Origin of the sequence: Paenibacillus sp. JGP012, from assembly GCF_014203995.1 — a bacterium.
In the GTDB taxonomy this organism is placed as follows: domain Bacteria; phylum Bacillota; class Bacilli; order Paenibacillales; family Paenibacillaceae; genus Paenibacillus; species Paenibacillus silvae.
Genome location: NZ_JACHKG010000008.1, coordinates 177,247 through 199,482, shown reverse-complemented (window position 1 = coordinate 199,482; position 22,236 = coordinate 177,247). Strand labels below are relative to the sequence as shown.

The 22,236-nt window shown below is 43.8% G+C and carries 22 protein-coding genes and 1 pseudogene; 8 read left to right on the top strand and 15 right to left on the bottom strand.

The genetic code is table 11. The features are described 5' to 3' along the window. Window positions 1-61: 61 nt before the first annotated feature. Window positions 62-1,681 carry a sensor domain-containing diguanylate cyclase gene (locus tag HNR77_RS13020; protein ID WP_184184694.1) on the bottom strand — a complete coding sequence of 540 codons (1,620 nt, stop codon included), beginning with the start codon at window positions 1,679-1,681 and terminating at the stop codon, window positions 62-64. Between the two features lie 345 nt (window positions 1,682-2,026). Between HNR77_RS13020 and HNR77_RS13015 the strand changes: the two genes are divergently transcribed. After that, window positions 2,027-3,382 carry a DJ-1/PfpI family protein gene (locus HNR77_RS13015; RefSeq protein ID WP_184184691.1) on the top strand — a complete coding sequence of 452 codons (1,356 nt, stop codon included), beginning with the start codon at window positions 2,027-2,029 and terminating at the stop codon, window positions 3,380-3,382. Window positions 3,383-3,587: 205 nt separating this feature from the next. Then, window positions 3,588-3,853: pseudogene (locus HNR77_RS13010) on the top strand (alpha/beta hydrolase); the annotation flags it as partial. Here the strand turns inward: HNR77_RS13010 and HNR77_RS13005 are convergent. From HNR77_RS13005 to HNR77_RS12995, 3 genes are all read right to left on the bottom strand, one after another. Then, window positions 3,854-4,966, bottom strand: a complete 1,113-nt coding sequence (locus tag HNR77_RS13005) for an L-dopachrome tautomerase-related protein (protein ID WP_184184688.1) — start codon at window positions 4,964-4,966, stop codon at window positions 3,854-3,856. Window positions 4,967-5,140: 174 nt separating this feature from the next. Then, on the bottom strand, window positions 5,141-5,608 hold the full coding sequence (locus HNR77_RS13000; RefSeq protein WP_184184685.1) for a phage tail protein: 468 nt from the start codon (window positions 5,606-5,608) through the stop codon (window positions 5,141-5,143). A gap of 23 nt (window positions 5,609-5,631) precedes the next feature. Continuing rightward, complete coding sequence (locus HNR77_RS12995; protein ID WP_184184682.1) at window positions 5,632-6,111, bottom strand: GyrI-like domain-containing protein; 480 nt, start codon at window positions 6,109-6,111, stop codon at window positions 5,632-5,634. 137 nt (window positions 6,112-6,248) lie between these two features. Here HNR77_RS12995 and HNR77_RS12990 point away from each other — a divergent pair, with 137 nt between their 5' ends. Further along, window positions 6,249-7,217 carry a helix-turn-helix transcriptional regulator gene (locus HNR77_RS12990; protein ID WP_184184679.1) on the top strand — a complete coding sequence of 323 codons (969 nt, stop codon included), beginning with the start codon at window positions 6,249-6,251 and terminating at the stop codon, window positions 7,215-7,217. A gap of 38 nt (window positions 7,218-7,255) precedes the next feature. Here the strand turns inward: HNR77_RS12990 and HNR77_RS12985 are convergent, their stop codons facing one another. Next, the gene (locus HNR77_RS12985) at window positions 7,256-8,077 is read right to left on the bottom strand and encodes a GNAT family N-acetyltransferase (protein ID WP_184184677.1); all 822 of its coding nucleotides are present in this window, start codon (window positions 8,075-8,077) and stop codon (window positions 7,256-7,258) included. A 300-nt stretch (window positions 8,078-8,377) separates the two neighbouring features. Between HNR77_RS12985 and HNR77_RS12980 the strand changes: the two genes are divergently transcribed. Continuing rightward, window positions 8,378-9,124: a YqcI/YcgG family protein gene (locus tag HNR77_RS12980; protein WP_184184675.1), complete on the top strand. Its 747-nt coding sequence runs from the start codon at window positions 8,378-8,380 to the stop codon at window positions 9,122-9,124. Between the two features lie 181 nt (window positions 9,125-9,305). Then, entirely contained in the window at window positions 9,306-9,947 is a 642-nt protein-coding gene (locus tag HNR77_RS12975; RefSeq protein ID WP_184184786.1) for a LysE family translocator, read from the top strand. Between the two features lie 387 nt (window positions 9,948-10,334). On the opposite strand, the gene HNR77_RS12970 is transcribed toward HNR77_RS12975, so the two are convergent. Genes HNR77_RS12970 through HNR77_RS12955 form a run of 4 tightly spaced genes read right to left on the bottom strand, consistent with a single transcriptional unit; the run spans window position 10,335 to window position 13,097 of the window. Then, window positions 10,335-10,613, bottom strand: a complete 279-nt coding sequence (locus tag HNR77_RS12970; RefSeq protein WP_184184673.1) for a barstar family protein — start codon at window positions 10,611-10,613, stop codon at window positions 10,335-10,337. 28 nt (window positions 10,614-10,641) lie between these two features. Continuing rightward, complete coding sequence (gene psiE, locus HNR77_RS12965; protein ID WP_111271958.1) at window positions 10,642-11,061, bottom strand: phosphate-starvation-inducible protein PsiE; 420 nt, start codon at window positions 11,059-11,061, stop codon at window positions 10,642-10,644. A gap of 25 nt (window positions 11,062-11,086) precedes the next feature. Next, window positions 11,087-12,415 carry a HAMP domain-containing sensor histidine kinase gene (locus HNR77_RS12960; RefSeq protein WP_184184671.1) on the bottom strand — a complete coding sequence of 443 codons (1,329 nt, stop codon included), beginning with the start codon at window positions 12,413-12,415 and terminating at the stop codon, window positions 11,087-11,089. Then, complete coding sequence (locus HNR77_RS12955; protein ID WP_184184669.1) at window positions 12,402-13,097, bottom strand: response regulator transcription factor; 696 nt, start codon at window positions 13,095-13,097, stop codon at window positions 12,402-12,404. Before HNR77_RS12955 ends, HNR77_RS12960 begins: the two co-directional genes overlap by 14 nt. Window positions 13,098-13,377: 280 nt before the next feature. Between HNR77_RS12955 and HNR77_RS12950 the strand changes: the two genes are divergently transcribed. Continuing rightward, window positions 13,378-14,598: a DUF418 domain-containing protein gene (locus HNR77_RS12950; RefSeq protein ID WP_184184666.1), complete on the top strand. Its 1,221-nt coding sequence runs from the start codon at window positions 13,378-13,380 to the stop codon at window positions 14,596-14,598. A gap of 299 nt (window positions 14,599-14,897) precedes the next feature. On the opposite strand, the gene HNR77_RS12945 is transcribed toward HNR77_RS12950, so the two are convergent. The 3 genes from HNR77_RS12945 to HNR77_RS12935 all read right to left on the bottom strand — a co-directional run bounded on the left by HNR77_RS12945 (window position 14,898) and on the right by HNR77_RS12935 (window position 17,320). Continuing rightward, window positions 14,898-15,788, bottom strand: a complete 891-nt coding sequence (locus HNR77_RS12945) for an aldo/keto reductase (RefSeq protein WP_184184663.1) — start codon at window positions 15,786-15,788, stop codon at window positions 14,898-14,900. Between the two features lie 210 nt (window positions 15,789-15,998). Next, a complete protein-coding gene (locus HNR77_RS12940) occupies window positions 15,999-16,772 on the bottom strand; it encodes an SDR family NAD(P)-dependent oxidoreductase (RefSeq protein WP_184184660.1) in 774 nt (257 codons plus the stop codon). Between the two features lie 59 nt (window positions 16,773-16,831). Further along, window positions 16,832-17,320 (bottom strand): GNAT family N-acetyltransferase, encoded by a 489-nt coding sequence (locus HNR77_RS12935; protein WP_184184657.1) that lies wholly within the window; start codon window positions 17,318-17,320, stop codon window positions 16,832-16,834. Between the two features lie 291 nt (window positions 17,321-17,611). Between HNR77_RS12935 and xerS the strand changes: the two genes are divergently transcribed. Then, window positions 17,612-18,703 carry a tyrosine recombinase XerS gene (xerS, locus tag HNR77_RS12930; protein ID WP_260410552.1) on the top strand — a complete coding sequence of 364 codons (1,092 nt, stop codon included), beginning with the start codon at window positions 17,612-17,614 and terminating at the stop codon, window positions 18,701-18,703. Between the two features lie 311 nt (window positions 18,704-19,014). Here the strand turns inward: xerS and mobB are convergent, their stop codons facing one another. Together mobB and HNR77_RS12920 are read right to left on the bottom strand one after the other, a co-directional pair. Continuing rightward, window positions 19,015-19,620 carry a molybdopterin-guanine dinucleotide biosynthesis protein B gene (gene mobB, locus HNR77_RS12925; RefSeq protein ID WP_184184651.1) on the bottom strand — a complete coding sequence of 202 codons (606 nt, stop codon included), beginning with the start codon at window positions 19,618-19,620 and terminating at the stop codon, window positions 19,015-19,017. 6 nt (window positions 19,621-19,626) lie between these two features. Then, a complete protein-coding gene (locus HNR77_RS12920; protein WP_184184783.1) occupies window positions 19,627-20,895 on the bottom strand; it encodes a molybdopterin molybdotransferase MoeA in 1,269 nt (422 codons plus the stop codon). A 177-nt stretch (window positions 20,896-21,072) separates the two neighbouring features. Here HNR77_RS12920 and HNR77_RS12915 point away from each other — a divergent pair, with 177 nt between their 5' ends. Then, entirely contained in the window at window positions 21,073-21,369 is a 297-nt protein-coding gene (locus tag HNR77_RS12915; RefSeq protein ID WP_184184648.1) for an HNH endonuclease, read from the top strand. A 111-nt stretch (window positions 21,370-21,480) separates the two neighbouring features. On the opposite strand, the gene HNR77_RS12910 is transcribed toward HNR77_RS12915, so the two are convergent. Next, window positions 21,481-22,230, bottom strand: coding sequence for a DUF4247 domain-containing protein (locus HNR77_RS12910; RefSeq protein ID WP_111271967.1), 750 nt, complete (start codon window positions 22,228-22,230; stop codon window positions 21,481-21,483). Window positions 22,231-22,236: the final 6 nt, after the last annotated feature.

Here is a 22,236-nt window from a genome sequence, read left to right as displayed (position 1 = left end):
AGGGTTTTCTTTCGTGCGAGATAAGGGATATCGATCTTCCTTATAAATTCAACTCTTAAGTTTATGATTTAGAAGCCTGTTGAGCTATGATTGTTCGATTACGTCCTTCCTGTTTTGCCTGGTATAATGCATTGTCTGCTAATTGAAAAAGCTCAGTCGCTGACAACGAGTGAAGAGGAAACTCGGTGATGCCTGCGGATATTGTAACCAAATGATTAGTAACCAGAACACTTTCTTTTACCGATATGCGAATGTATTCTGCTATTAGATAAGCCATCATCGAATTGCTATCATGCAGCAATATAACGAACTCTTCACCCCCAAAGCGGGAGCAGATATCTTCTGGTCTGACAGATGCCTGAATTAACTGGGCTATCTTTTTTAGAACCTCGTCTCCAACGGAATGACCGAAGGTATCATTAATTATTTTAAAGTGATCGATATCTAGCACAATCATGGCAAAGGGAGTTTCATCCTGAATCCATTGCTGAATGACTTCCTCGAATGTTCTACGATTATTCAGGCCAGTTAACACATCCGTTCTCGCATCAATCACCAACTGATTTGTTTTGTTTTTGAAAATTTCCATAAATGCAAAAATTTTAAGATTGAGCATGTTTGCTTCTCTGTTCCAGTGTGGTTTCACAGGAGGCAGCTGCGTTTGCCCCGCGGCCACTTGGTTTATGAGATTAGTCAGAAATACAAAAGGTTGGGTTAGTTTTCGAGCGACCCTTAAAACAATCAAGATCAATATTAAAAACGGGCCCAAGGTGTAGAGCAACAGCAACTCAATTTGGCGGTTTAACTGATCAAATACGGTTTGGGTCGGGGTAACGATCACCATGCCCCAATTGTTCGCTGGAACTTTGTAATAGCCAGCAAGAGAGTCGACACCTGATAGATTGACATATCGTTCTTTCCCGGTCTGATCCTTTATTAATTTCTGCACGACTTTGTTCTGGCTGATATCTTCCCCGATAAGGTTGATATTTGGATGAAAAAGCAATGTTCCTTTATGATCAACAATAAAAAAATAAGATCCATCGCTTCTTTTCAGCTGGTTTCCAAATGAAAGGTTCAATATGTTATTTTGTTGCAAAAGTATGCTTCCACTCAATATACCTTTATACTTCCCCTCCTTATCAAAGATGGGTTCACTGAGAAAGATAATCCTGTTTTTTGTATATGGTGTAATGTAAGCTTCCGATATGTAGGAGGCTCTGGCCTTAATTGCAGCTTTAGCATCTTCTGAACGAATATGTTTACCCACACTGACCAAAGAATACGGAGACATGCTTAATAAAAGTCCCGTCTCATCGGTCAAGGCTACGCTGTTAAAATAGTCACTGCTATTCTGAATCAAACTGAGTGTGTTATTCAGCTTCAACTTGTGTGTGAAATCGGTATCTTGAAGATGTGAGGCACCATACTTCAAACTTTGTTGCATCGACTGGAATAGTAAATCCAGGGTTTGACTCATCTGGACTGCACTTTCATAGTTCAGCGCAAGAACGTTATTGATAAGGGATTGCTTCTGTGAAGTATATGAGGAGATAACCATGATCGTCAGGGTCATCAGAGTTGAGATGATAACCAGTCCACTAAGTAATGTAGTAAGGCTGATTTGTTTAAGATTATTGATTTCTGTACGCAACCTGTTTTTTTTGTTCTGTATAGTCATTTTGCTTCTCCCGGTTTACTAAAACGATTATATTTATAGTGTTATAATATAATATTTCTTGTTGAACATGGATTAAAAAAGTATGCTAATCATACCATTTTTTAAGACTATAAAGATAGCCAAGTCACTGTTTCACGTTCGCTGTTCTTCACGTAAGAGCTAACATCTCAAACGAGGAGTATAGCTCTAACGGGTCTTGCAGAAAAAACAGAACAGACTTAAGTCCAGTATCTCTTCCACCCGCAGCCCAGGGCTGCAATCCGTCCTTGGGCAGGTGTGTATTTGATCCTCGATTGGTATATTTTTTGAGGTAAAATATTATTTAGTTGGAAGGGGAACGGGTAAGTGAAAGTTTTGCTGCGCATTTTTATGTATGTTTTTGTAGTTATCATTATTGTGGGAGGAGCGGGTGTGTTCGGTTTCATTCATACATCCAATGCTGGAATGTCCTTATATAATCAAAATAATCCTCCTGCACTGGATCAGGTAAAGATACCTGCATATGATGCTAACAAGCCAACAGTAGCTGTTCTACTGTCTAATGAAGTAACGGAAGTTTTTGATTTTCTAGTCCCGTATGAGATGTTTGCTCTTACAGGAAAGTACAATGTATTCAGTGTTGCACCGGATTCGGGAATCAAATCGTTAACCGGAGGATTGGATGTCATTCCCCATTATTCTTTTGCTGATATGGACCAAATGCTTGGCAAAAGTCCAGATATTATCGTTATCCCTTATATGCCGATCCTGGATGAGAAAAAATATGCTCCCGTCCGTGAATGGATTCGCAAGCATTCGAGTGAACAAACGATTCTATTGTCCATATGTAATGGCGCAGAGAATCTGGCCGATACCGGATTGCTGAACGGTAAAAGTGCTGCGACACACTGGGGAGACATTCAACGTTTGATTAAAAGTTACCCGGAAATTCAGTGGGTAAAAGATCAGCGTTATGTTCCCCAAGGTAACATCGTCTCTTCAGCTGGTCTTACATCCGGAATGGATGCAACCCTTTATGTCATTTCGCAGCAGTTAGGTGAGGCAGCCGCGAAGCAGGTAGCGAATGAACTCAATTATCCTTCCTACCATTATGTCATTGATCCGAAAATGGAACCTTTCACGGCAGGATTGAGTGATATTACGTACATTTTGAATCAATCCTATCAATGGAACAAGACCAAAGCAGGCGTACTGCTATATCCAGGTGCAGATGAATTAGATTTGTCGGCTGCCTTTGATACCTATGGAGCATCCGGAACAACGACAACTTTAACGATATCACGTGAAAATCAACCGATTGTAACCAAGCATGGCTTGAATTTGGTTGCGCGTTATCAGATGAACGAAGCTCCCTCTCTATCCAAGATGATTGTGGTCGGCTCTCAAGCCGAGACAACAGCTGCTGAGGATATTGGGCAATGGAAACAATTGAATAACGATACCGAATTGTTATTGTTACACAAAAATATGCAGGGAAGATTTGCAATGGACCCTGCGTTTGAAGATTTATCTAAACAAGAAGACGTCATGACTGCTCAATTTGCTGCCAAACGTCTCGAATATCGTGCGACAGACCATTTAAAACTGGAAGGAGCACCCTTCTCTAAAGAATCGTTTGGAATACCCGTTATACTTGTTGTGCTCTCACTGTTGGCAGGTTATTTCCTGGATCGGCAATTATTTGTTAAAAAGCGAAAGTAGCTTGGGGAGTTCGCATCGCATTTAGGTAGACCTTACAAAACAGAATGAAGGCTATCTTCATATAGTCCTTTTTAGGTATTCAATCGGTATAAGTTCATGTTCTTGGCTCGGGACACGAACTTGTACCGATAGATAAAAATGCCGCTGAAATAGCGACTTCAATGGGCAAAAAGGGCATTTTTCCTCTAAGACAATTTTAAAGCTGTGTTATGACGACCTTGCTCTCTTCGGGGAACAGAAGCGCTATCCGGTTTTGTTCTATGTTTGCGGCGGTGGCGGTTCTCCGGAATGGGATTTCCCATCTTTAAGGACAGATTGTTGCTAGACATTGGCATGGGCATCGTCGAACATTCTTATGGAGGGCATACGACAGCGATGGTTTGCCGGAACGACGACCGGTTCTCCTGCGGGATTGGCCTGGATAGTGGTGCGTTTGGCCTTCTTGACAGCGACCTTAAAGGCTTCTATTTATCATAAGGTCGGTGCAGGTAATTCATCAATTCTCAAACGTAATAAACTATACGGTTTTTTGCGCAGGTCTTTTCCATAATGAAATCTTGCCTGTCTATGTAACTGGTTCACAATTACATATAAATATTGATCCGGACCAATAGAAAACGTATCTGGCCATAAAATTCGGGGATCATGCGCGATGGTTTCCATGATTCCATTCGGCAATATTTTTCGAATACTATCGTTTTCATAATCTCCAGCATAAACGTTTCCTTGCGCATCCGTGATCATGCCATCCGATGCACCCTTTTCTCCCCAATACTGCACAAAATCACTTAACTTGAAATCCGGTATTGCTCTGTCTCTTAAAGATTCTGTTGAAATCGAATATAACTGGCGGCTGCTTAAAGGACAATAGAATAGCATTTTTCCATCAGGGGAAATGGCTATACCATCAGAGGCCAATCGAAAGGGAGATGTCGAACCATCTGCGTTTCGATTCATCAAAATTCTACCTTCCACTTTCGGTACAAAATACGGATCGGGTGAGGTTGAGCTTGCTCCATTCAACCGTCTATACGCATTTCCGTTTTCTAAATTCACGACGATAATAGCGCCTGGACCATTGGAAGAAGAATCGGTTATATATGCGTAACCTGCTTTACCTACACGAAAGTCAAATCGGACATCATTCAGATACGTTGTCGGCAAGACTACATCTTCTTCAAATGTATATACCTTTCTTATCGTATTTGTTTTTAGATCTACAGCAACTAATTTTGCCCCTCCCTTAATAGGCTCAGAAAAATTTGGTGCAGCCGGATCCAGTACCCACAGGGTTCCCCTTCCATCTGCAACTACACTTTGCACACTGATGAAGGACATCGTGAGATTCGAAGGATTGAACAAATTCGTTTCTAAATCAGGATAAGGCTGTAACTGACTCTCAACAATCTCCGCTACCGTAAATCTGACATCATCTCCCCACTTCGGAAAACAAATAAAAATACGCCCGGTTTCGGATACACTAACGCCTGTAGGCATAGCCCCATAAAATGAATGAACGAGTTCTAACTTACCAAAATACTCCTCCATAGGTAACATTGGTTTTATGATGTCCTCCTTAACCATAGTTAAATAGATATTACCTATAATATGTTCAAGACTTTTTCTAATACCTGGCCTTTAATCATTCTTTTTCCGCATGTTTTTGAAAAGGTCCGAGAAATCTAAAAAATAAAAAAGCCGCTAAAATAGCGGCTCTGCCATCAGATAAAACTGTATTTTCGAACTTCGAACTATGTTTTAATACTCTCCCTTAATCACAAAGAACGTACCACGAATTGTTCCAGCCAGTTTGGACTTTTGTCTAGCGAATTTAAACTTCTTTTCTTCCAGCTCTTTAGGCACGTCCATTCTTTCTGAAAGCTTGAAACCAACGGCCCGCTTTTTCGGGCCATCCACCGTATACAAGACATTGACTGCTAGACCATCCTCATAAAAGACAAAGGCCCACCTGATATTTTCCACTTGAAAGCGAGATGTCTCCAATGGTTTGGCCGCAAACTCAATACCACGTTCTTCTTTCAAAATTCGACTTACATACTCCAGCGTCTCTTCGCTCTCGCTGGCTGGCACGACCGTAAACTCATGCTTATATTTGTTCATAAAATAACGAGCTTCATTTGCTCGCAGGCCAGCAAGCTCTTCTGCAACTGGTGAAGATTCCAGACCAACGGTGGACACATTTTTAAAATCTACGATAGCGGACATGCTCGTTCCTCCTCTGATTTCATTTATTTCTTCACAACCGGAATCCACATTTCACCGAATACAAGGCCGTCTCGATGCTCCATCTCAACAGTTGTATTGGGCCCGCCAACATAAGCAAAATCGTCAGCTGCTGGCAAGACTTGACCAAAAGCGATACCGGTCAGCTTGTTACTCAACTCATCAGCCGTCCTCCCTTCCCCTTTAACGACGAGATATTGTCCCTTGGGGAATTGAATTACTCTGTGTTCTTCTTGTAATGATGCTTCTGTCATAACACCTGCATAATACATCATCTTATGATTTACTGCCTCGCTCACGGCAAAGATATAGTCGTTTGTTGCGATAGCCTTTAATTTGTCCAGCCTTCCATCCTCCGTCACAGTCTGCCAAAACGCCATCTTCTCTTTGTTTATACCCACGTAGTCCGTGTAATCGCTCTTCAGCTCCGTTCCGATCCCTAACACAATAAAGCCGTCTTTTTCCTCAAGAGTGTATGCTGACATTATTCAAGCTCCTTTTATGAAATGGATTTTTCAACGGATGCACACTGTCATGTTTCTTTAAAGATTTGTTTTTCCGCTTGATACGTTTATAATAGCCATAAATCATGTCAAAATATGATACTGTTTAGAGGGCCCCTATGAAAAAAGTGGAACGGATTAACATAATAATGCGGTATATCAATAACCGTGCTCATTTTACCATTTCGGAGATCATGCGAGAATTTAACATCTCTCGATCAACGGCTATTAGAGATATTCGGGAAATTGAAGCCATGGGAATGCCTCTTGTCGCCGAAGTAGGAAGAGACGGGGGCTATTTTGTCATGAACAACTCTGTCCTCCCGACTGTCCGCTTTACGGATAATGAGATTAAAGCGCTGATTATTGCTTTCATGGCTACCAAAAATCAACAACTGCCTTACCTCAAAAGTCGTCATTCTTTAGCAGAAAAATTATTAGGACTCATCTCGGAAAGTCAACAGGATGATCTCGTCTTGTTAAATCAGGTTCTCTTGTTTGAGGGGACCAACCCCCACAATCCTGATCTGCTTGATTTGTCTGATTTGCCCCATCCTATGTTGGAACAACTGATCCAAATTATTCTTGCAGACCGCTATTTATTGCTTTCCACCGAGGAAGCCGATGAAGTAAAGTCATATCCCATCTATTTGTTACATCTTTATCGAGAAAAAAACGCATGGCAAATTGAAGGCTTTGATCTCGAACAGCACAAGAGGCGCATTATTCCAGTCGACCTTCTCACAGATGTCAAACCCTATTCAGAGAAAAAAAGAATCCATGCAAAGAAGATTGCAGAACGACTAAACAAACGGGAAGAAGCCATCAACCTTGTCTTAGAACTAGGGCCAATGGCGATTGCGCAGTTCAAAAAATACCATCCCTTAAAAATTTCAATGGCATACACCAACCCTTTTCAGACTACAGCAATTTTAAAAACTTTCATCAACGTTCATCATCCGGATGAGTTAGCCGAAATCACAAATTGGATTCTTTTCCTGGGGCGGGATATCCGGATCAGGGAAATGCCCAAAGAAGTTAGGGAAAGTATTCATGAAACGATGTTTTCTTTATTCGGGGAATCTTAAAGCTCTTGATCCATAGCACTACGGCTGCGCCTTTCATATTATTTAAATGGTACCCAAACAGATCGGGTCCACGCGATTTGCATGCCGACTCGTTCCATATTGTTTTGACTGGAGCTGCCAAAACTTGCTTGAGCAACAACCAGTTCACAGTTCGCTTTATATGCTTCGTACATTCGCCACATCAGCAGGGCAGTTTGTAAACCTTTTCGTCTATACTCAGGAGCGGTTGCGGCTAATGTGAAAGAGGCAATATTGCTGCCGCTGCCGATATGCATAACAGCAACAGCGGCTGGTACGTCATCCCATGAGGCTAAGAATAATTTCCAACCAGGGCGATGAAGCAAACCGATATTGTTATTTACAAAATGATGTTTATGGACGATATCCATCCCGGACCCGACACAATGTATGCCTGCAAAGAGATCAAAATCCGCCTCATGTTCAATTGCACGAATGGTTATATTGGAAGGCAGGTTCGGTAATTCGCTTCTTGGCAGACCATACAGAACGGAATGAAAGCTTTCTTGATATAATCCTTTTTCCGTTAACCGTCTAAACATTGCAGGATTAGTACCCGCAGGGTTGATATCTAGCTGAAATGCTCTATTTCTTTGATCATAGAATTCCATGATTTCTTCCAGCTTGTCAATATCGTCCTGCGAGAAGCCCTTTACTGAATTGAATAAGCCCCAAGGCATCGATTGGATATAAAAAGCAGTAGTATCTCCGAGCTGTTTAATCTCCACTCCTTCCGGATTGCCACTTCGTTCGCCAATTGATCTGATCCTTGAGGTCAAGTAATCGGTTTCACAATTCACAATACGTTTAGCAAGTTGTTCATTAATCATTGGCAATTTCACTATTGCTCACATCCTCTTCATGTATTCATTTCAGCTTAAAATAATCAGCACTATGCTCAATAAGCATTTTCGCTATCTCTACTAATGTCATATTACTATTAAATTGAAACGAATGTCCAAAGATTCTTCACGGTGTTCCTTTCCTGTTCATCCATTAAACAAAGCCTCAGAGAGAAACGGGCAGATCGGGATGCAGAGTTGTTATATCTGTTGCTCCAATTGAAAAAGATCCCCCTATGCAATGGACAGTCACCAATTTGCTTCCGGGCCGATATCCTGTAAGTAAAAGGAGGACTGTTGATGCAACTGTTGTTTTCTTCTGCTGACATTGAACATAACGGAGACACTCTTGATCTCTGGAAAAAAGATGCTCACCATCTTTTCTCCAAGAAGATGAGTGACCGGGAAGCCCGTTTTCCATGCATTCCTGCTACACAGGCATATGCATTAGGCCACCTGCGCTATGGATTTATAACCCGATCCGGCAAAGCAACCCCGGCTGAGCAGCTGTCTCGTATCGTGCAGGAATACGGAGCTTCCTCACGTACATTCGGAGATTACTCATCACTGGTCATTTTTTTCGAGCAAGAGGAGCATACCCAGGATGTTCTTACTTATGAAATGTCGTTCTGGAATCTGTTAAGTGAGCTTCGAAGCATGGACAACACACCTTGGCCAGAAGACATTCCAGAAGACCCCGAAAATCCGCTCTGGGAATTTTGTTACAACGACGAACGTTACTTTGTGTATTGTGGTACACCAGCACATGCTGCAAGACAAAGCAGACATTTTCCATACTTTATGCTGGCTATGACCCCGCGCTGGGTACTCGATTTGTGGAATGAGCAGCCGCAGCGAGCTGCGGCAATCGGGCCTAGAATTCGTGCTCGTCTGGCTGCGTACGATACAATTCCCGCACATCCGGAATTGAAGCAATACGGAGCCGAGGGAAATCTGGAGTACAAACAGTATTTTCTTCGCGACGATGATACGGCTCCCACTAAATGCCCTTTTCTGCGATCCCTGCAGCAGCAGGAAAAAGAATAATATCATTCGTAAGCCAGGTATTCTGGTATTCTAAACAAGCTCTTCCCTGAATAAGCTGTATACCAGCCGATGGCATAAGGAGAGCTTGTATTTTTTTACTAACTACTTAAACAGTCATTATCTTTTAACTGTTGGACAAGCTTTCTTTTCGTCAGCTCATCTCACTGGAAAGGGTATGACTATGGAAATCTATATCAAGTTCATTCTTATTGGTTTGGCTGTTGCCATGCCTGTCGGAGCAATCACCGTTGAGATGACCAAGCAGGGATTAAGAAATGGATTTACACATGGATGGGCTGTAGGTCTGGGTGGTATGACCGTGGATGCCGCTTTAATCCTGGCTATGTACTTTGGTTTTGCTTCCCTGCTATCGCTTCCCTACATACAGATACCGCTATGGCTTGCGGGTGCGGGGGTTCTTGCCTATCTGGGCTACGATTCCATCCGTCACTCGGATCTTCCTCTGAACAGTGCAGCGGATAAGACAGGCAAAACCAATGCATCTTTTTGGCGAACCTATCGGAACGGTTTATTTGTCGCTGTCTCCCCGGGTAATCTCATTTTTTGGATTTCTGTTTTCGGTACAGTTCTGTCGGATTCCTATCAATCCACGGGTCAGCTCAGCTTTATGATCGCGGCAATCGGCATATTATGCGGTATTTTACTTCATGATCTGGGGCTGCTCTCCATTGTGTCCGTTACTCGCAAAATGATGAGCTCGCGAATGATTCAGCTCGTATCCAGCCTGGCAGGCGTACTGTTAATCGGTTTTTCCTTTTACTTTTTGTACAAGTTTGTCATGGCCCTCTGGCAGTATATTTAATACATCTCTTTTCGCTCATCTATGTCTCAACCTTTGCCAATCTCCCATCGTTTGTACATGGTTTATTTAGAGGGGCTGCTCTTTCATCTTGAAAGAAGCAGTCCTTTCATTATGGTTACTTTCGAATGAAGCTAAGCTGAGCCGTGGATAAATAGAGGTTGACTCTAGCTTCTGAGTGTGAGACTTCCTTTTTACGAGTTGTACGAAGATATGGAGAGCTGCAGTTTCTTTTTGGTGTGAAGAAGCAAGGGAGATTAGCGCTCAATTATTGTGAATTTTTCATATATTGAAATAGCATAAATAAACTGCATACAATTAAAAAGGCAAGTCTTTTAAAATCGACTTTGCCTTTTCGTTGATTTATTATTTTTCCAGTATACTCTAATGCTAAAATTTCAGTCGAAAAGTAAACAGTTCCTCCAACTGGTCCTGCACTTCATAGAACACATTCAATACTTGATCGGCATAAGCACCAAGGGCATATCTGCAGACGGTATAATGTGTCCATTCTACTGTTATTGGCACTGGAACATGCCACATTAACCCATCTCTTAATGTATCCAAATTTTCAAAATACAATTTCTCCAGACCAAACTGTTGTTGAAAAATGCTGTACAGCTCTTCCCGTGAGGTTATGTCGCAACCTTGAATAATAATCTTCTTCATATCGTTTGTCCTCTGATGTTATTCAATTCTAGTCATGTTCTCCTACCGTTTTTCGGCGATTGGCAATAAAGAGCGCAGCAATCATGACCAGGATGGCAATAGACCACCAGAATGTTTTGAGTGCATCATCATAATCAACGATGATTAATCGAATGACGGCTGTAATGCCAATGTAAATAAAGTAACGGAGCGGAAAATGAAAACCGGACTTGAAGTATTTGATAATTAACGCGATGAACTCGAAGTATAAGAAAAATATAAGCAATTCGGACAACATTTCATAATAACTATCCGCTCTGTTAAACAAGGACTTATATACGAAGGTCACAATGTACCACGTCTCACTGATTAGAAGTACGCTCAAAGCAATGGCGAGAAAGAAGAGACATAAGTTTAATAAACCTTGTAACAACTGTGGCACTTTCTGGAATTGGAAAGGAATCTTCATCATTTTTGCTCCTATATTCATTTTTTCATGGTGTCTTTTCAGCAAGCTGAATCCGGGTATTCCAGAAACGAAGCACGGTCTTATAGATCGTATTGTCCTGTGAGCTATAGAATTGCCCCTGCATCCGCGACATCATCCTAGCTATGCTTCGTTCACCAAGACGGGTGCTTTCAGTGGTGCTGTCTGTTGCTTTAATTGTATTACTAATATGAATTTCGAATTTTTCCCGATCAGAACCAAAGGTGATATTAATCGTTTCCTGCCGATCCGCATATTTCAACAGATTGGACATGATATTATCGAAGACACGGCCCAGTTCCTCCATATTTACATCGATAAACGTATCTGGCAGCTCCCCCGTAATATTGACTCGAAATTGCTCCTGGTGAAGAATCGACATCTGATCCGAGATCAGATCATAGATCACTTCCTTGACCGCAACACTTTCCAGATCGGCCGCATGTTCTTTATCCAGCAGGAAATAATCAAAGAGATTATCGGATAACGTCTTTAGCTGCAAAGCTTTTCCATATGCACTCGCAATATAACGTCCTTGATCTGTTACGATCGGAACATCCTCTTGCTTGGCGAACTCCAGATACATGATCAACGAAGTCAGCGGTGTACGCATATCATGCGACATTTCTGTAACCAGGCTTCTGCTCTCTGCTTGCAGCTTCTCAATAGCCAAAAGTTTGTCCAGAAAAGCTTTACGCAATTCTTCGATGCTTTCGGCAATCAGCGCGATTTCATCATGGCCTTTGACCGTCATCTGGTAGTCCATTTCTCCGCCCTCCAGCATGTGAATCTCCTGATTGATTTGCCTCAAATAACGAACTCTGCGGCGAATGCCAAGTAAAACAACAGTTAAAAAGATAAGGGTAGCCCCGATCAATTCTGCTGTAAAGGCCAGGTCATAGTAGCGAGAAGAGTAAAAGCCATCAATGATAACTCTCCCTTCACCATCACTGAATTTAACCGGATGTGAGTGATTCTGCACGTATTGATTGACCTTCTCTTTTCCGTACGCTGCTTCATCTGCAGTCATGTAATTGGAGTCATATTGCAGCAATTGGTCTTTAAAGATCGTAAGCATAATGTAGTTTTCCTTGCGCACCCACTCGCCAAAAGCTTTCCGATCCGTCGAAGCCAGCTCATTCAATGAAACATACTGGCTGAACCGCTTAATATATCGTGCAGATGTCTCTTGATAATACTCGTCAGAGTTCATATAACTGTCGATTAAGTCATTGCTGATCTTTTGCAGGGTCAGAAAAACGATACCACTTGCGAAGGCAGCCACCACAATCAGTAAAGCCAGTTTTTGATTCAATGTAAATTTACGATGTGCCAAAGCGGTAGCCTCTTCCCCATTCCGTTAGTATATAAACCGGTTGTGCCGGATCATCCTCGATTTTTGCGCGCAGCTTGCGAATATGAACCATCACTGTGTTATTGGAGCAATAAAAATAGGGCTGGCCCCACACGCTTTCGTATATATTTTGTGCGGAAAATATTTTGCTCCGTTTGCTCATCAACAATTTGAGAATGCGATATTCCAGATCAGACAGCCTGAGCTGCTCGTTCTCCTTCCAGACTTCATTAAACTGATCACTCACTCGCAATTTGCCCGCAACATGAAAAGTCTCCTCATGATCCGTTTTTTCCTGATATACGGTATATCTTCTTAACTGTGCAATGACCCTGGCATGCAGCTCCTCTTCCGAGAACGGTTTGCTCATATAGTCGTCACCACCAGCTAACAGCCCTTCCGTTTTGTCCAATACGCTTGATCTGGCTGTCAGGAATAATATAGGCACATTGGATGTCCTTCGAATCTGCTTGCAAGTATCAATGCCCGACATACCAGGCATCATGATATCCAGAATAACCAGTCCTAGTGAACTGTCCACGAATTGCAGAGCTGTCTCCCCATCTGTTGCTCTTAACACCTCATACCCTGCTCTTCTAAGCGATTCCTGCAGCAGATCCCCGATATCCCGATCATCTTCTACGACTAATACTCTATGGCTCATACTTTCTCACCTCATGCTCTTGATGATGCAATTGATTGTGTGTCCTAACTATATTTCGTCAATACGATAGGTATTCATTACAGGTTACATCGTAAATCTTAACAGTTTATGAAACGGAGAGATTGACATTGATCTGTCACAAGTTCTGAGAAAAATATGGAGCCTTCATAAACGGTTAAGATTTTTTTCTTATATTTACCATTGTAAGGGTCTTGCTTACGCCTCTAGCAGATCCGAACAACCCTTTTCAATCATAATAATATAGAAAGGAAGTATGGATATGACTTTATTGAAAGACGGCCATGGACAGCCCATGGGTCTGCAGGAACGCCTTCATTTTCTGGATATCGTACGTGGCTTTGCCATGCTGGGTATCATTATTGTTAACTATTTTCTCATCGTCGATTCTGTAAAAGGGTTCGAGATTTCGTCGGATGATCCAGTACATAATCTGGTCTCCTGGTTTGTTGAAGGTAAGTTTATTACACTGTTTTCTTTCCTGTTCGGGGTTGGATTTATGATTTTTATGGATCGAGCAGCACAGAGGGTAGCGCATCCAAACAGGCTTTTCATCCGCAGATTGATGATTCTGTTCGGTTTTGGTCTGTTGCACATTACTTTTGTATGGGTCGGTGACATATTGAGCTATTATGCGATTGCAGGTTTGCTGCTGCTTGTTTTCTACAACCGTTCAGCACAAACATTGCTGCGCTGGATCATCGCATTCATTGTTGTTCAATGTCTGGCCCCGGTGCTTGGTTTGATCCTCAAAGCGTTCAATAGCAGCAATCCCACTGATCTGAATTTTGCAGATTTTTCCCTGAACAGTCATAGCAGCGGACTTTCCTATTTCCAATCCATCGGTGCTCGCTGGGCTGACATGTCGTTTATGGCTTCAAGTTCTTTTTTTACCGTCTATTCTATGTTCATTATGTTTCTGCTGGGCATGTATTTTGTCAAAATGAAATTGTTTCAGAACATGGAGCAAAAAAAACAGACTTGGAAGCGAATTTTTCTTATTAGCCTCATCGCTTATCTCATTACGCTGAGCAGCACACTGCTCGGCACACTTGTTCCTTTTGACAATACACTTATGATGGAGCTTTCCTCTGTACAAGTTCAAATCAGTGGATTGACTGGAAGTATGTTTTACATGAGCACACTTGCCATGCTCTTCCTGTATGCTCCCTTACTACGCCGTGGACTCATGATTTTTGGCCGAGTAGGACGGATGTCGTTAACATGTTATCTACTTCATTCGATTATCGGTACGATTCTTTTTCTGGGTTATGGCTTTGGACTTGCTGAGAAGGTTCAGCCGATTCATGTACTGTTCATTAGCTTTGGAGTATACGCCCTGCTGGTCGCCTTCAGCACGTTCTGGCTTAATCGTTATAAGAGTGGCCCGATGGAATGGATCTGGCGCAGATTAACATATGGAGGTGTGAAAACAAGTCCCTCCGCCTCCAGACCTCATGTCATTCCGTCCATTCACAAATAAGCGTTACAGTGTGCGAACACGCCCCCTCTTCTGTTCAGGGGGCTTACTCTTTATAGGTTTGCTGAAATGGATTTGATTCTTGGTGGAGAAGGTGGAAAGGACCTCCTTATAACGGATTATATTTTTTGCTATATTATTGTGAATTTTTCATATGTTGAAAATAAACAATATTGTATGACGTTTAAGCTTAACATGTCGTTTGGCGTTTTAACACATAAAAATCCCCTCGGCCTTATTGCCAAAGGGATTTTGCACTTGTTCATATACTGTTTGCCTTTGTTTCACGCCACTCTGACCGTTCAGATCCGGCCTGCCCAATCCTTGGCTGCAACCTGCTTCCATCGCGCTCGGATTGCATCATATTGTTCCTGTGGAAGCGGCCCTCTCGCCGTCAATGCGGCATTCTGCTGCCAGCGATCCGGCTTGGCTGTACCTACAATTGCAGTATCGATTCCTTCGGTGCTCAGTGTGAAGCGTAGTGCGATTTCCACCACTTTCTGTGTTTCTTCATTCAGGAAATCATACTGCAGCTTTTTTAACCGCTTCCAATAGTGATAAGCATAGTCTTCCTCTGTGACTGAATCATAGGTCCATGCCGCATTTGCAATGGGTCTTTTGGCGATAATGCCCATATTTCTTTTACGTGCCTCAGGCAAAGTCAGCTCAATGGCTTCCTGATCTGCAATATTTAATGAGGTCTCCAGGCTGTCAAATACACCTGTTTGAATTGCATATAAAGCATCTGTTGTATCCCCGCTGTATCCGATAAACCGGGTTTTGCCTGCCTCCTTGGCACGCTGTAACACCTCGATTACTTCACCCTGCCGCAGCACTTCCTCCGAGCAGCTGTGCAGGTGCACCACATCCACATATTCCGTCTTCAAACGTTTGAGACTGCGATCGATGGTTTGCGCGAGCACTTTAGCATCCCAGTCCGGGCCATCCACGCCCGCTGCATGTCCACATTTGGTAAAAAGGTAATATTCATCGCGGCGATGGGCCAGCACTTCACCAATCTTCTCCTCGCTATCTCCGTAACATTCCGCCGTATCAATCACATTCAAGCCCGCATCCAGCGCACGGTTTAACAACAGCTCGACATCTGCTCTCGATGCATCACGAATCTCAGATCCGCCAAAACCAAGTGTACTGACTTTCATGCCGGTATTTCCATAATTACGCAGCTCCATCGTGATCGTCCTCCATATCAAATTAGTGAACTATGCAGAATCCATGCATCATGTAATACAAATTACGTTGAAGTCACCATCGTTTCATGACTTGTCTCTGTCTCATCGTTGTCATATGTTATTAACCTATTATACGCAACGCGGCACAACTTTTTATTTATCTTTTTTGGGCTATAGATTCATAAGGTTACGCTTTCCCGCTTCTCTACCCTAAAAACCATAGATCGACATCCCGCCATCCACCAATAGGGTTTGTCCTGTAATATACCCCGCTGCATCTGAAGCAAGAAAAACAACGGGCCCCACCACTTCTGGCAGCTCACCCACACGGCCAAGTGGTGTTCGGCTGACAATCTCCTGCAAATACTGGGCATCATCGAGCAGGTTCTCGGTCAGCGGCGTTCTGAAATACCAAGGGCCAACTGAATTCACACGAATACCGTATTTCCCCCACTCCATCGCCAGTACCTTTGTCATATGAATGAGCGCCGCTTTCGTGGAGCCGTATACTACGCCTGTTCGAAGCGCGGTATGTCCTCCTACCGATGAAATGTTGATGATTTTACCATCTCCATAAGCCTTCATATGCTGACCCGCTAATTGCGAAGCAAAAAAAGCCGATTTGAGGTTCGTTTGCATAATGGTTTCCCATTGCTCCTCTGTCACGTCCAGCGCAGGCGTGCGAATATTCATCCCCGCATTGTTCACAAGAATATCAATACGCCCCATCTCGGAAATAGCCTTCTGAAATGTGACCTCCAGCTGCTCTTTGCTTGTCACATCAGCGCTTAGCGCCAGAGTTTTACGCCCTGTTCTCTCCGCAATGTATGCTGCTGTTTCTTCAATTTCCTTCATTGTACGGGATACAAGCACCACATCGCTTCCCGATTCCGCCAGTCCGATGGCAATTGCTTTACCAATGCCTCTACCTGCACCCGTCACCAGTGCGGTTTGTCCATCAAGTTGAAATGCCGGCGCATTCATTGTTTATAAGCTCCTTTTATCTATAGTTCGATAACCGTTTCATCACAGGTTCATATGTATCAGGTCAGAAAATACTGGCTGGGATTACCAAGCTCGGGATGAAACTTTTCACGGAAACGTCCCCCGGTATAATCTCCAATAATCTTACGCCAGAACGCCTGCGCAATCACATTGTTTCGTACTTGTGTGACTTTCCATCTCCCCGGAAAACGTCTGAATAATTCGTACGCTGCACTGGTCCCTACCCCGCTCCGTCTGTACTTTTGCATTACAAAAAACTCGGTCAAATAATAATCGTTATCCTTGCTCCCCGGATCTAATTTCTCTACGAGGGCGAACCCTGCCGGTGTTCCATCACTTGTAATCAGAAAAGGATATTTACGATCCTTCTCTGTCCAAAAAGCGTCCAAACCCGGATACTCTGGAAAAATACCATCCTGATCTACATCAATATTCAGATACTTCGTAAAATCATACAAATAAAACTGCATGAGATGCCGAATGACCTGACTACGTTCACGGGGAACCAGCTCGATCTGTATATTCATTAGGTCCGCCTCCTTTTGTGTCTGTATATTTACAACTGTAAAGCTTAATTGGTTGAAGGGCAACCATGGGCCAACATTAACGCTGCAGAGCCTGATTCGCAAAGCATAAAAGACTGATCATTCTTGACCTGGAAGCAAATCAAGCCAGATGATTCATGTAAATTATGGTACACTAAATAGAGCTTGCCTCATTCGACTGGTTTAGATTTTCCTCTTAGCGAATAGTCTTGATAGAGGAGTACGTTTTCATTTTTATTTGATAAAAAACATGTACACATGGAGGTGCCGAACTTGACCAACGTGCAAAAAGAGATTGACCGACGCAAACTGGATGAAAAGCTGCCTTCTATGCCCTGGTTTGTTCAGCAATTCATTGACTATAAATTACCCGATCTGTCGCCGTCCACGCTGCTTGAATATTTAAGAGACTATGATACTTTTTTCACCTGGTTACGTGCGGAAGGTTTGTCTCAGGCTGACTCGAATCAAAACGTGACCTTAACCGAACTTGAGGTGCTGCGTATGGATTCCGTTACGTCCTATCGGTTATATCTCACCACCAGACGCGAGGGAACGAACTCGAGAATTACCGTTTCACGTAAATTGTCCTCTCTTCGCTCCTTATTTCATTATTTAAGCCAGATTGCGGAGGATGAAGACTTCTATCCACTGCTTAAACGGAACATCATGGCCAAAATCGAAATCAAGCGCACGCATAAACCGAAGGACACCGCTGCTAAACTCAAAGGCAAAATTCTCGAAGAAGACGAGTTGCTTGAATTCATCGGTTACATCCTGGAAGGCTATGCGGCAGATATGCAGAAGAACAAACAGGCATTATATTCTCATGAGCTAAACAAGGAACGCGATGCTTGTATTGCCAGCCTCATTTTGAACTCGGGTCTGCGGGTATCCGAAGTGGTCAACCTGAATGTGGACGATCTGGACCTGGGTAACAAGCTGCTTTATGTTTACCGCAAAGGTAACAATGATGAAACGTTCAAAACGCCCGTTTATTTCAGGGAGCAAGCCAAAGATGAGCTCGCAACCTACATGAGCCTGCGACAGACACGTTACCGCACCCCTAAACGGGAAAAAGCACTGTTTATCGCGCTACGCAATGGAGAATCCGAAGGCAGCCGCATGACCAAACGCGCGATTCAGGCCATGATTATGAAATACGCCAAATGTTTTGGCAAGCCTTACCTGACGGTTCATAAATTACGTCATTCCTTCGCAACAGACTATTATTTGCAAAATGATATCTATAAAACAAAAGAGCAGCTCGGACATGCTTCCACCGAAACAACCGAGATTTATGCTCATCTGACCGATAAAACGATGTCTGAAGCGATTGAACGTCGTCTGGAAGATAACGCGTAATGCGTTATTCTTCCAAGCTTGGACGTAAACATGTGAATCTACTCTTTCGGTTTACTCTGAAACCTGAACATTTTGTATTATCTAATTTAGTCAGCATATTTGTTTACATAACAATAGTTACGTATAATTTTGGTTTAATTCGTTTAATTCAGATCAATAACCGCTTATCTGCTCACAGTATCTGGCACATCCAACTTCATATTACTTTTCATAACCCGTTCGGCATGAAGTGTGAAGTTCCCCACTCGCGTATTATGGGACACAAAACTCCATGGCCGTCAGATCAATACTCTATGCTCCATCATCTTTATCTATATCATATCATCATCTTCATTAAAAGCGTGCATTGTACCCGCTTCTTTACCCGCCAGCCTATTCAGTTGAAACACTGCTTCTACAATGGTCTGCTTGTCATTAAACAAGAAGCTTGAGTGACTCTTATCCCCTCTGCTTTCGGCTTCCTCCAATAAGTTCGGTGACCAAAAAACAATGCCAACGACAGATTGAAGCTGGCTCAGCAGCTTCAGGTCATCCTCATGTCGCACCATCACCAGTTTGGGATAAGCAGCTTGCTTGAACCCTTCCACCACAACCCAATCATATTGAGAAAATTCCTTCAGCATGTCCTCCAGGCTGGTGTGCTCTTGTTTCAGAATTGCCGTTCTATTGGGCGACATTACAGCAACGGCAGTCGCACCGGCATGACCAAACTGATCCGAGTCCGTGCCCTCCTGATCCATCTCAAAATGGTCATGGCCATCATGCTTGACCGCGGCAACCTTCAACCCTTTGGCGGCAAGTCCCGCGATGAGTGAAGCGGTCATTGTGGTTTTACCTGTATTTTTGTACCCGACAATTTGAATGATTTGGGGTGAGCCAACATCTATTCCAGCGTCTGTTCCCTTCTCCTTCATCATCACCAGCTACCTCGCTTGCCCGGCGGGAAGCCTGAGGATGGTCACCTGTTCTCCTGCGGCAATGCCTCTTTTCTCAGGTGGAACAACAATCAGACAATCGCTATCTTTAATCGTAATCATGACGCTGGATTCATCTACACGAGCAGCAGCCGGCACAGCGTAGACTTTGCCATCACGAATGATCGTACGTCCGCGTACAAAACGTGTGAAATTGTTGACTTTATCGTAGCCATCCTGCAGAATTGCCGTCCATTCCTCCAGATAAGGTTGAGCATCCGCCTGCATCGCACGCAGAGTCGGACGAACAAACAGATTAAAACCGACAAAACAGGCCCCCGGATTACCTGATAATGCAAATAATAGCTTGTTCTTATACACAGCAGCCGTGGTCACACTTCCGGGTCTCATGGTGACTTTATTGAAAAGCATCTGCATCTGCTCTTCCAGTACAAGCTCCCCCATAATATCGTAATCGCCAACAGACACACCGCCCGTTGTAACAACAAAATCATTGTCGCGGATCGCTTCCTCCAGCTTGGCTCTTGCTGTGTTCACATCATCGGCAATCGCTCCGTACATCACTGGCTCTCCACCAGCTTCAACCACAAGAGAACGCAGCATGTAACTGTTACTGTTGCGTATCCGGCCGGGCTGCAGCGGCTCATGCACTTCAAGCAGTTCGGTTCCTGTTGCAAAAATTGCCACCTTCGGGCGCTCAAACACAGGTACATCGGCTACCCCAAATGTCGCCAGCACAGACTGTTCACCTGCCCCGATTACCGTACCCGCTTCAAGCAGCAGCTCCCCCTCCTGAACCTCGAGCCCGATCGGGGTAGTATTCGCTCCCGCCTGAATCTGACGTTTCAAAGCAATCCAGTGCTCACCTTGCTCCTGTTTGCTTTCGGTCATCTCCATCATCACTACGGCGTCCGCACCTTCCGGCACTTGTGCCCCTGTCATGATTCTGGCTACTGTTCCAGATGTAATGATATGTTCAGAAGTGTATCCGCACGGAATCTCATCAATTACACGAAACCATACTGGACGCTCACTTCCAGCCTGGACAGTATCTGCGCTTTGAATCGCAAAACCATCCATACCTGATCTGCGGAAAAAAGGATATGCATGTGGTGCTGTAATCGTATTGGCCAGCGTGCGACCGTGCGCATCTGCAAGGGAAACATATTCGATTCGGCCTGTTGCAACATGGGAAGCAATTCTGGCCTGTGCCTCATGTACTTGTACAGCTGTACGCTGGAATTTTGCGGTGGTCATCTCATAGGAATGCGAACTTGGTTTCACTGTAAAGTACCTCCTGAAGTGGTGATCTCATTTAAGAAAGTGTATCCCGAATACGTGTGGATGACAAGTCGATACCTCACTGCATCCCACGCCAAAATGAAAAACGATCGTACTGCACATAATAGCATTCGTTAACAGGAGGTGAATACCATGAATATAAGCAATCATTGTGAGTTATGCGGCAGAGAGCCCGTCGAGACAACGGTACATCATCTGACTCCGAAGGAGATGGGCGGTACGTTTATGCCTACAGCCAATCTATGCATCCCTTGTCACAAGCAGATTCACTCGTTATACACCAATCGTGATCTGATCACACTCGGTCTGACCACACTGGAGTCACTGCGAGCGGATGATCGTATCGTTCCATACCTGCGCTGGATACGTAAACAACCCGCTTCCACGATACCTCGTGTACGGAAGTCTCATCACGTCCGCAAAACATAAAAAAACAGTAACACGATGCTTGCTGACACATTTGTCAGCTCACCATGTTACTGATCCTTATTTTGCTCTTAGCTTTATGCTGACTCTCATCAGCGCCCTGGTCTCAGACCGTCATCTTCGCCTCATAATCCGGCCGCCGCCAACGCGAGTTTTTGGCTTTTTATAGGATTTTTTCGGAGAATCAAACAAACCGCCCAAGCCGCCGCTGCTTTTGTTACGATCGATGCTGCCTCTGCTCTGCTCCTTCTTTCGGTCGAACAAACCGCCGCCAGAACCAACGCTTGTATCCTTGTCACTTCCACGTCTCGTAATTGAACCTTTGCGTTCAACGGTGAGTGGCGGAGCCAGTTTTTTATCATTGCTCGTAGGTGCCCGGTATGATCCGGCGCTCGGTTTATACGTATCACGTTCCGTATAACCCCGATAGTTGCCAGACCCACGCCCGCCGAAAGTATCAAACAGATTACCGATTAGCGTTGCTGTCAGATACCCTTGTAAAAAGGAAGAGCTGTAGTTCTGCCGAACATATTCCTTGGAATCCACCTCAACCAGTGTATCTTCCGGTTTCTTGGGGTCCTGCTGCAAATGGTAATATTGATCCGAATACACCAGGAACATTCGCTCCGTGCTCTCGGCCGAGATTTGATCCGGCTTCCGCTGATCGGAAAGCTCCTGAGCAACCTCTGGCACGGTGCGGTCAGCAGCACGGTACACATAAGATGTGGATTGGCCGCTGCCGCTGACCGATTCAAGCGGGTAGTTCTCCTGAACCGAAGGGGCTGCCCCGCACGCAGACAGCAGAGACATCACAAGGCTGAGGACCAGCATTAATTTTAATCCATGTGCCAAGCGTTTTTTCATTGGAAC

What these genes read in the sequence shown, in the direction of transcription:
- HNR77_RS12910 (WP_111271967.1), bottom strand. Translation starts at nt 22,230, where the DNA reads ATGAAAAAACGCTTGGCACATGGATTAAAATTAATGCTGGTCCTCAGC.
- HNR77_RS12940 (WP_184184660.1), bottom strand. Translation starts at nt 16,772, where the DNA reads ATGAATGCGCCGGCATTTCAACTTGATGGACAAACCGCACTGGTGACG.
- HNR77_RS12970 (WP_184184673.1), bottom strand. Translation starts at nt 10,613, where the DNA reads ATGAAGAAGATTATTATTCAAGGTTGCGACATAACCTCACGGGAAGAG.
- psiE (WP_111271958.1), bottom strand. Translation starts at nt 11,061, where the DNA reads ATGAAGATTCCTTTCCAATTCCAGAAAGTGCCACAGTTGTTACAAGGT.
- HNR77_RS12935 (WP_184184657.1), bottom strand. Translation starts at nt 17,320, where the DNA reads ATGAATATACAGATCGAGCTGGTTCCCCGTGAACGTAGTCAGGTCATT.
- HNR77_RS12955 (WP_184184669.1), bottom strand. Translation starts at nt 13,097, where the DNA reads ATGAGCCATAGAGTATTAGTCGTAGAAGATGATCGGGATATCGGGGAT.
- HNR77_RS12950 (WP_184184666.1), top strand. Translation starts at nt 13,378, where the DNA reads ATGACTTTATTGAAAGACGGCCATGGACAGCCCATGGGTCTGCAGGAA.
- HNR77_RS12920 (WP_184184783.1), bottom strand. Translation starts at nt 20,895, where the DNA reads ATGACCACCGCAAAATTCCAGCGTACAGCTGTACAAGTACATGAGGCA.
- HNR77_RS13000 (WP_184184685.1), bottom strand. Translation starts at nt 5,608, where the DNA reads ATGTCCGCTATCGTAGATTTTAAAAATGTGTCCACCGTTGGTCTGGAA.
- HNR77_RS12995 (WP_184184682.1), bottom strand. Translation starts at nt 6,111, where the DNA reads ATGTCAGCATACACTCTTGAGGAAAAAGACGGCTTTATTGTGTTAGGG.
- mobB (WP_184184651.1), bottom strand. Translation starts at nt 19,620, where the DNA reads ATGATGAAGGAGAAGGGAACAGACGCTGGAATAGATGTTGGCTCACCC.
- HNR77_RS12915 (WP_184184648.1), top strand. Translation starts at nt 21,073, where the DNA reads ATGAATATAAGCAATCATTGTGAGTTATGCGGCAGAGAGCCCGTCGAG.
- HNR77_RS12975 (WP_184184786.1), top strand. Translation starts at nt 9,306, where the DNA reads ATGGAAATCTATATCAAGTTCATTCTTATTGGTTTGGCTGTTGCCATG.
- HNR77_RS13005 (WP_184184688.1), bottom strand. Translation starts at nt 4,966, where the DNA reads ATGGTTAAGGAGGACATCATAAAACCAATGTTACCTATGGAGGAGTAT.
- HNR77_RS12990 (WP_184184679.1), top strand. Translation starts at nt 6,249, where the DNA reads ATGAAAAAAGTGGAACGGATTAACATAATAATGCGGTATATCAATAAC.
- HNR77_RS12945 (WP_184184663.1), bottom strand. Translation starts at nt 15,788, where the DNA reads ATGGAGCTGCGTAATTATGGAAATACCGGCATGAAAGTCAGTACACTT.
- HNR77_RS13020 (WP_184184694.1), bottom strand. Translation starts at nt 1,681, where the DNA reads ATGACTATACAGAACAAAAAAAACAGGTTGCGTACAGAAATCAATAAT.
- HNR77_RS12980 (WP_184184675.1), top strand. Translation starts at nt 8,378, where the DNA reads ATGCAACTGTTGTTTTCTTCTGCTGACATTGAACATAACGGAGACACT.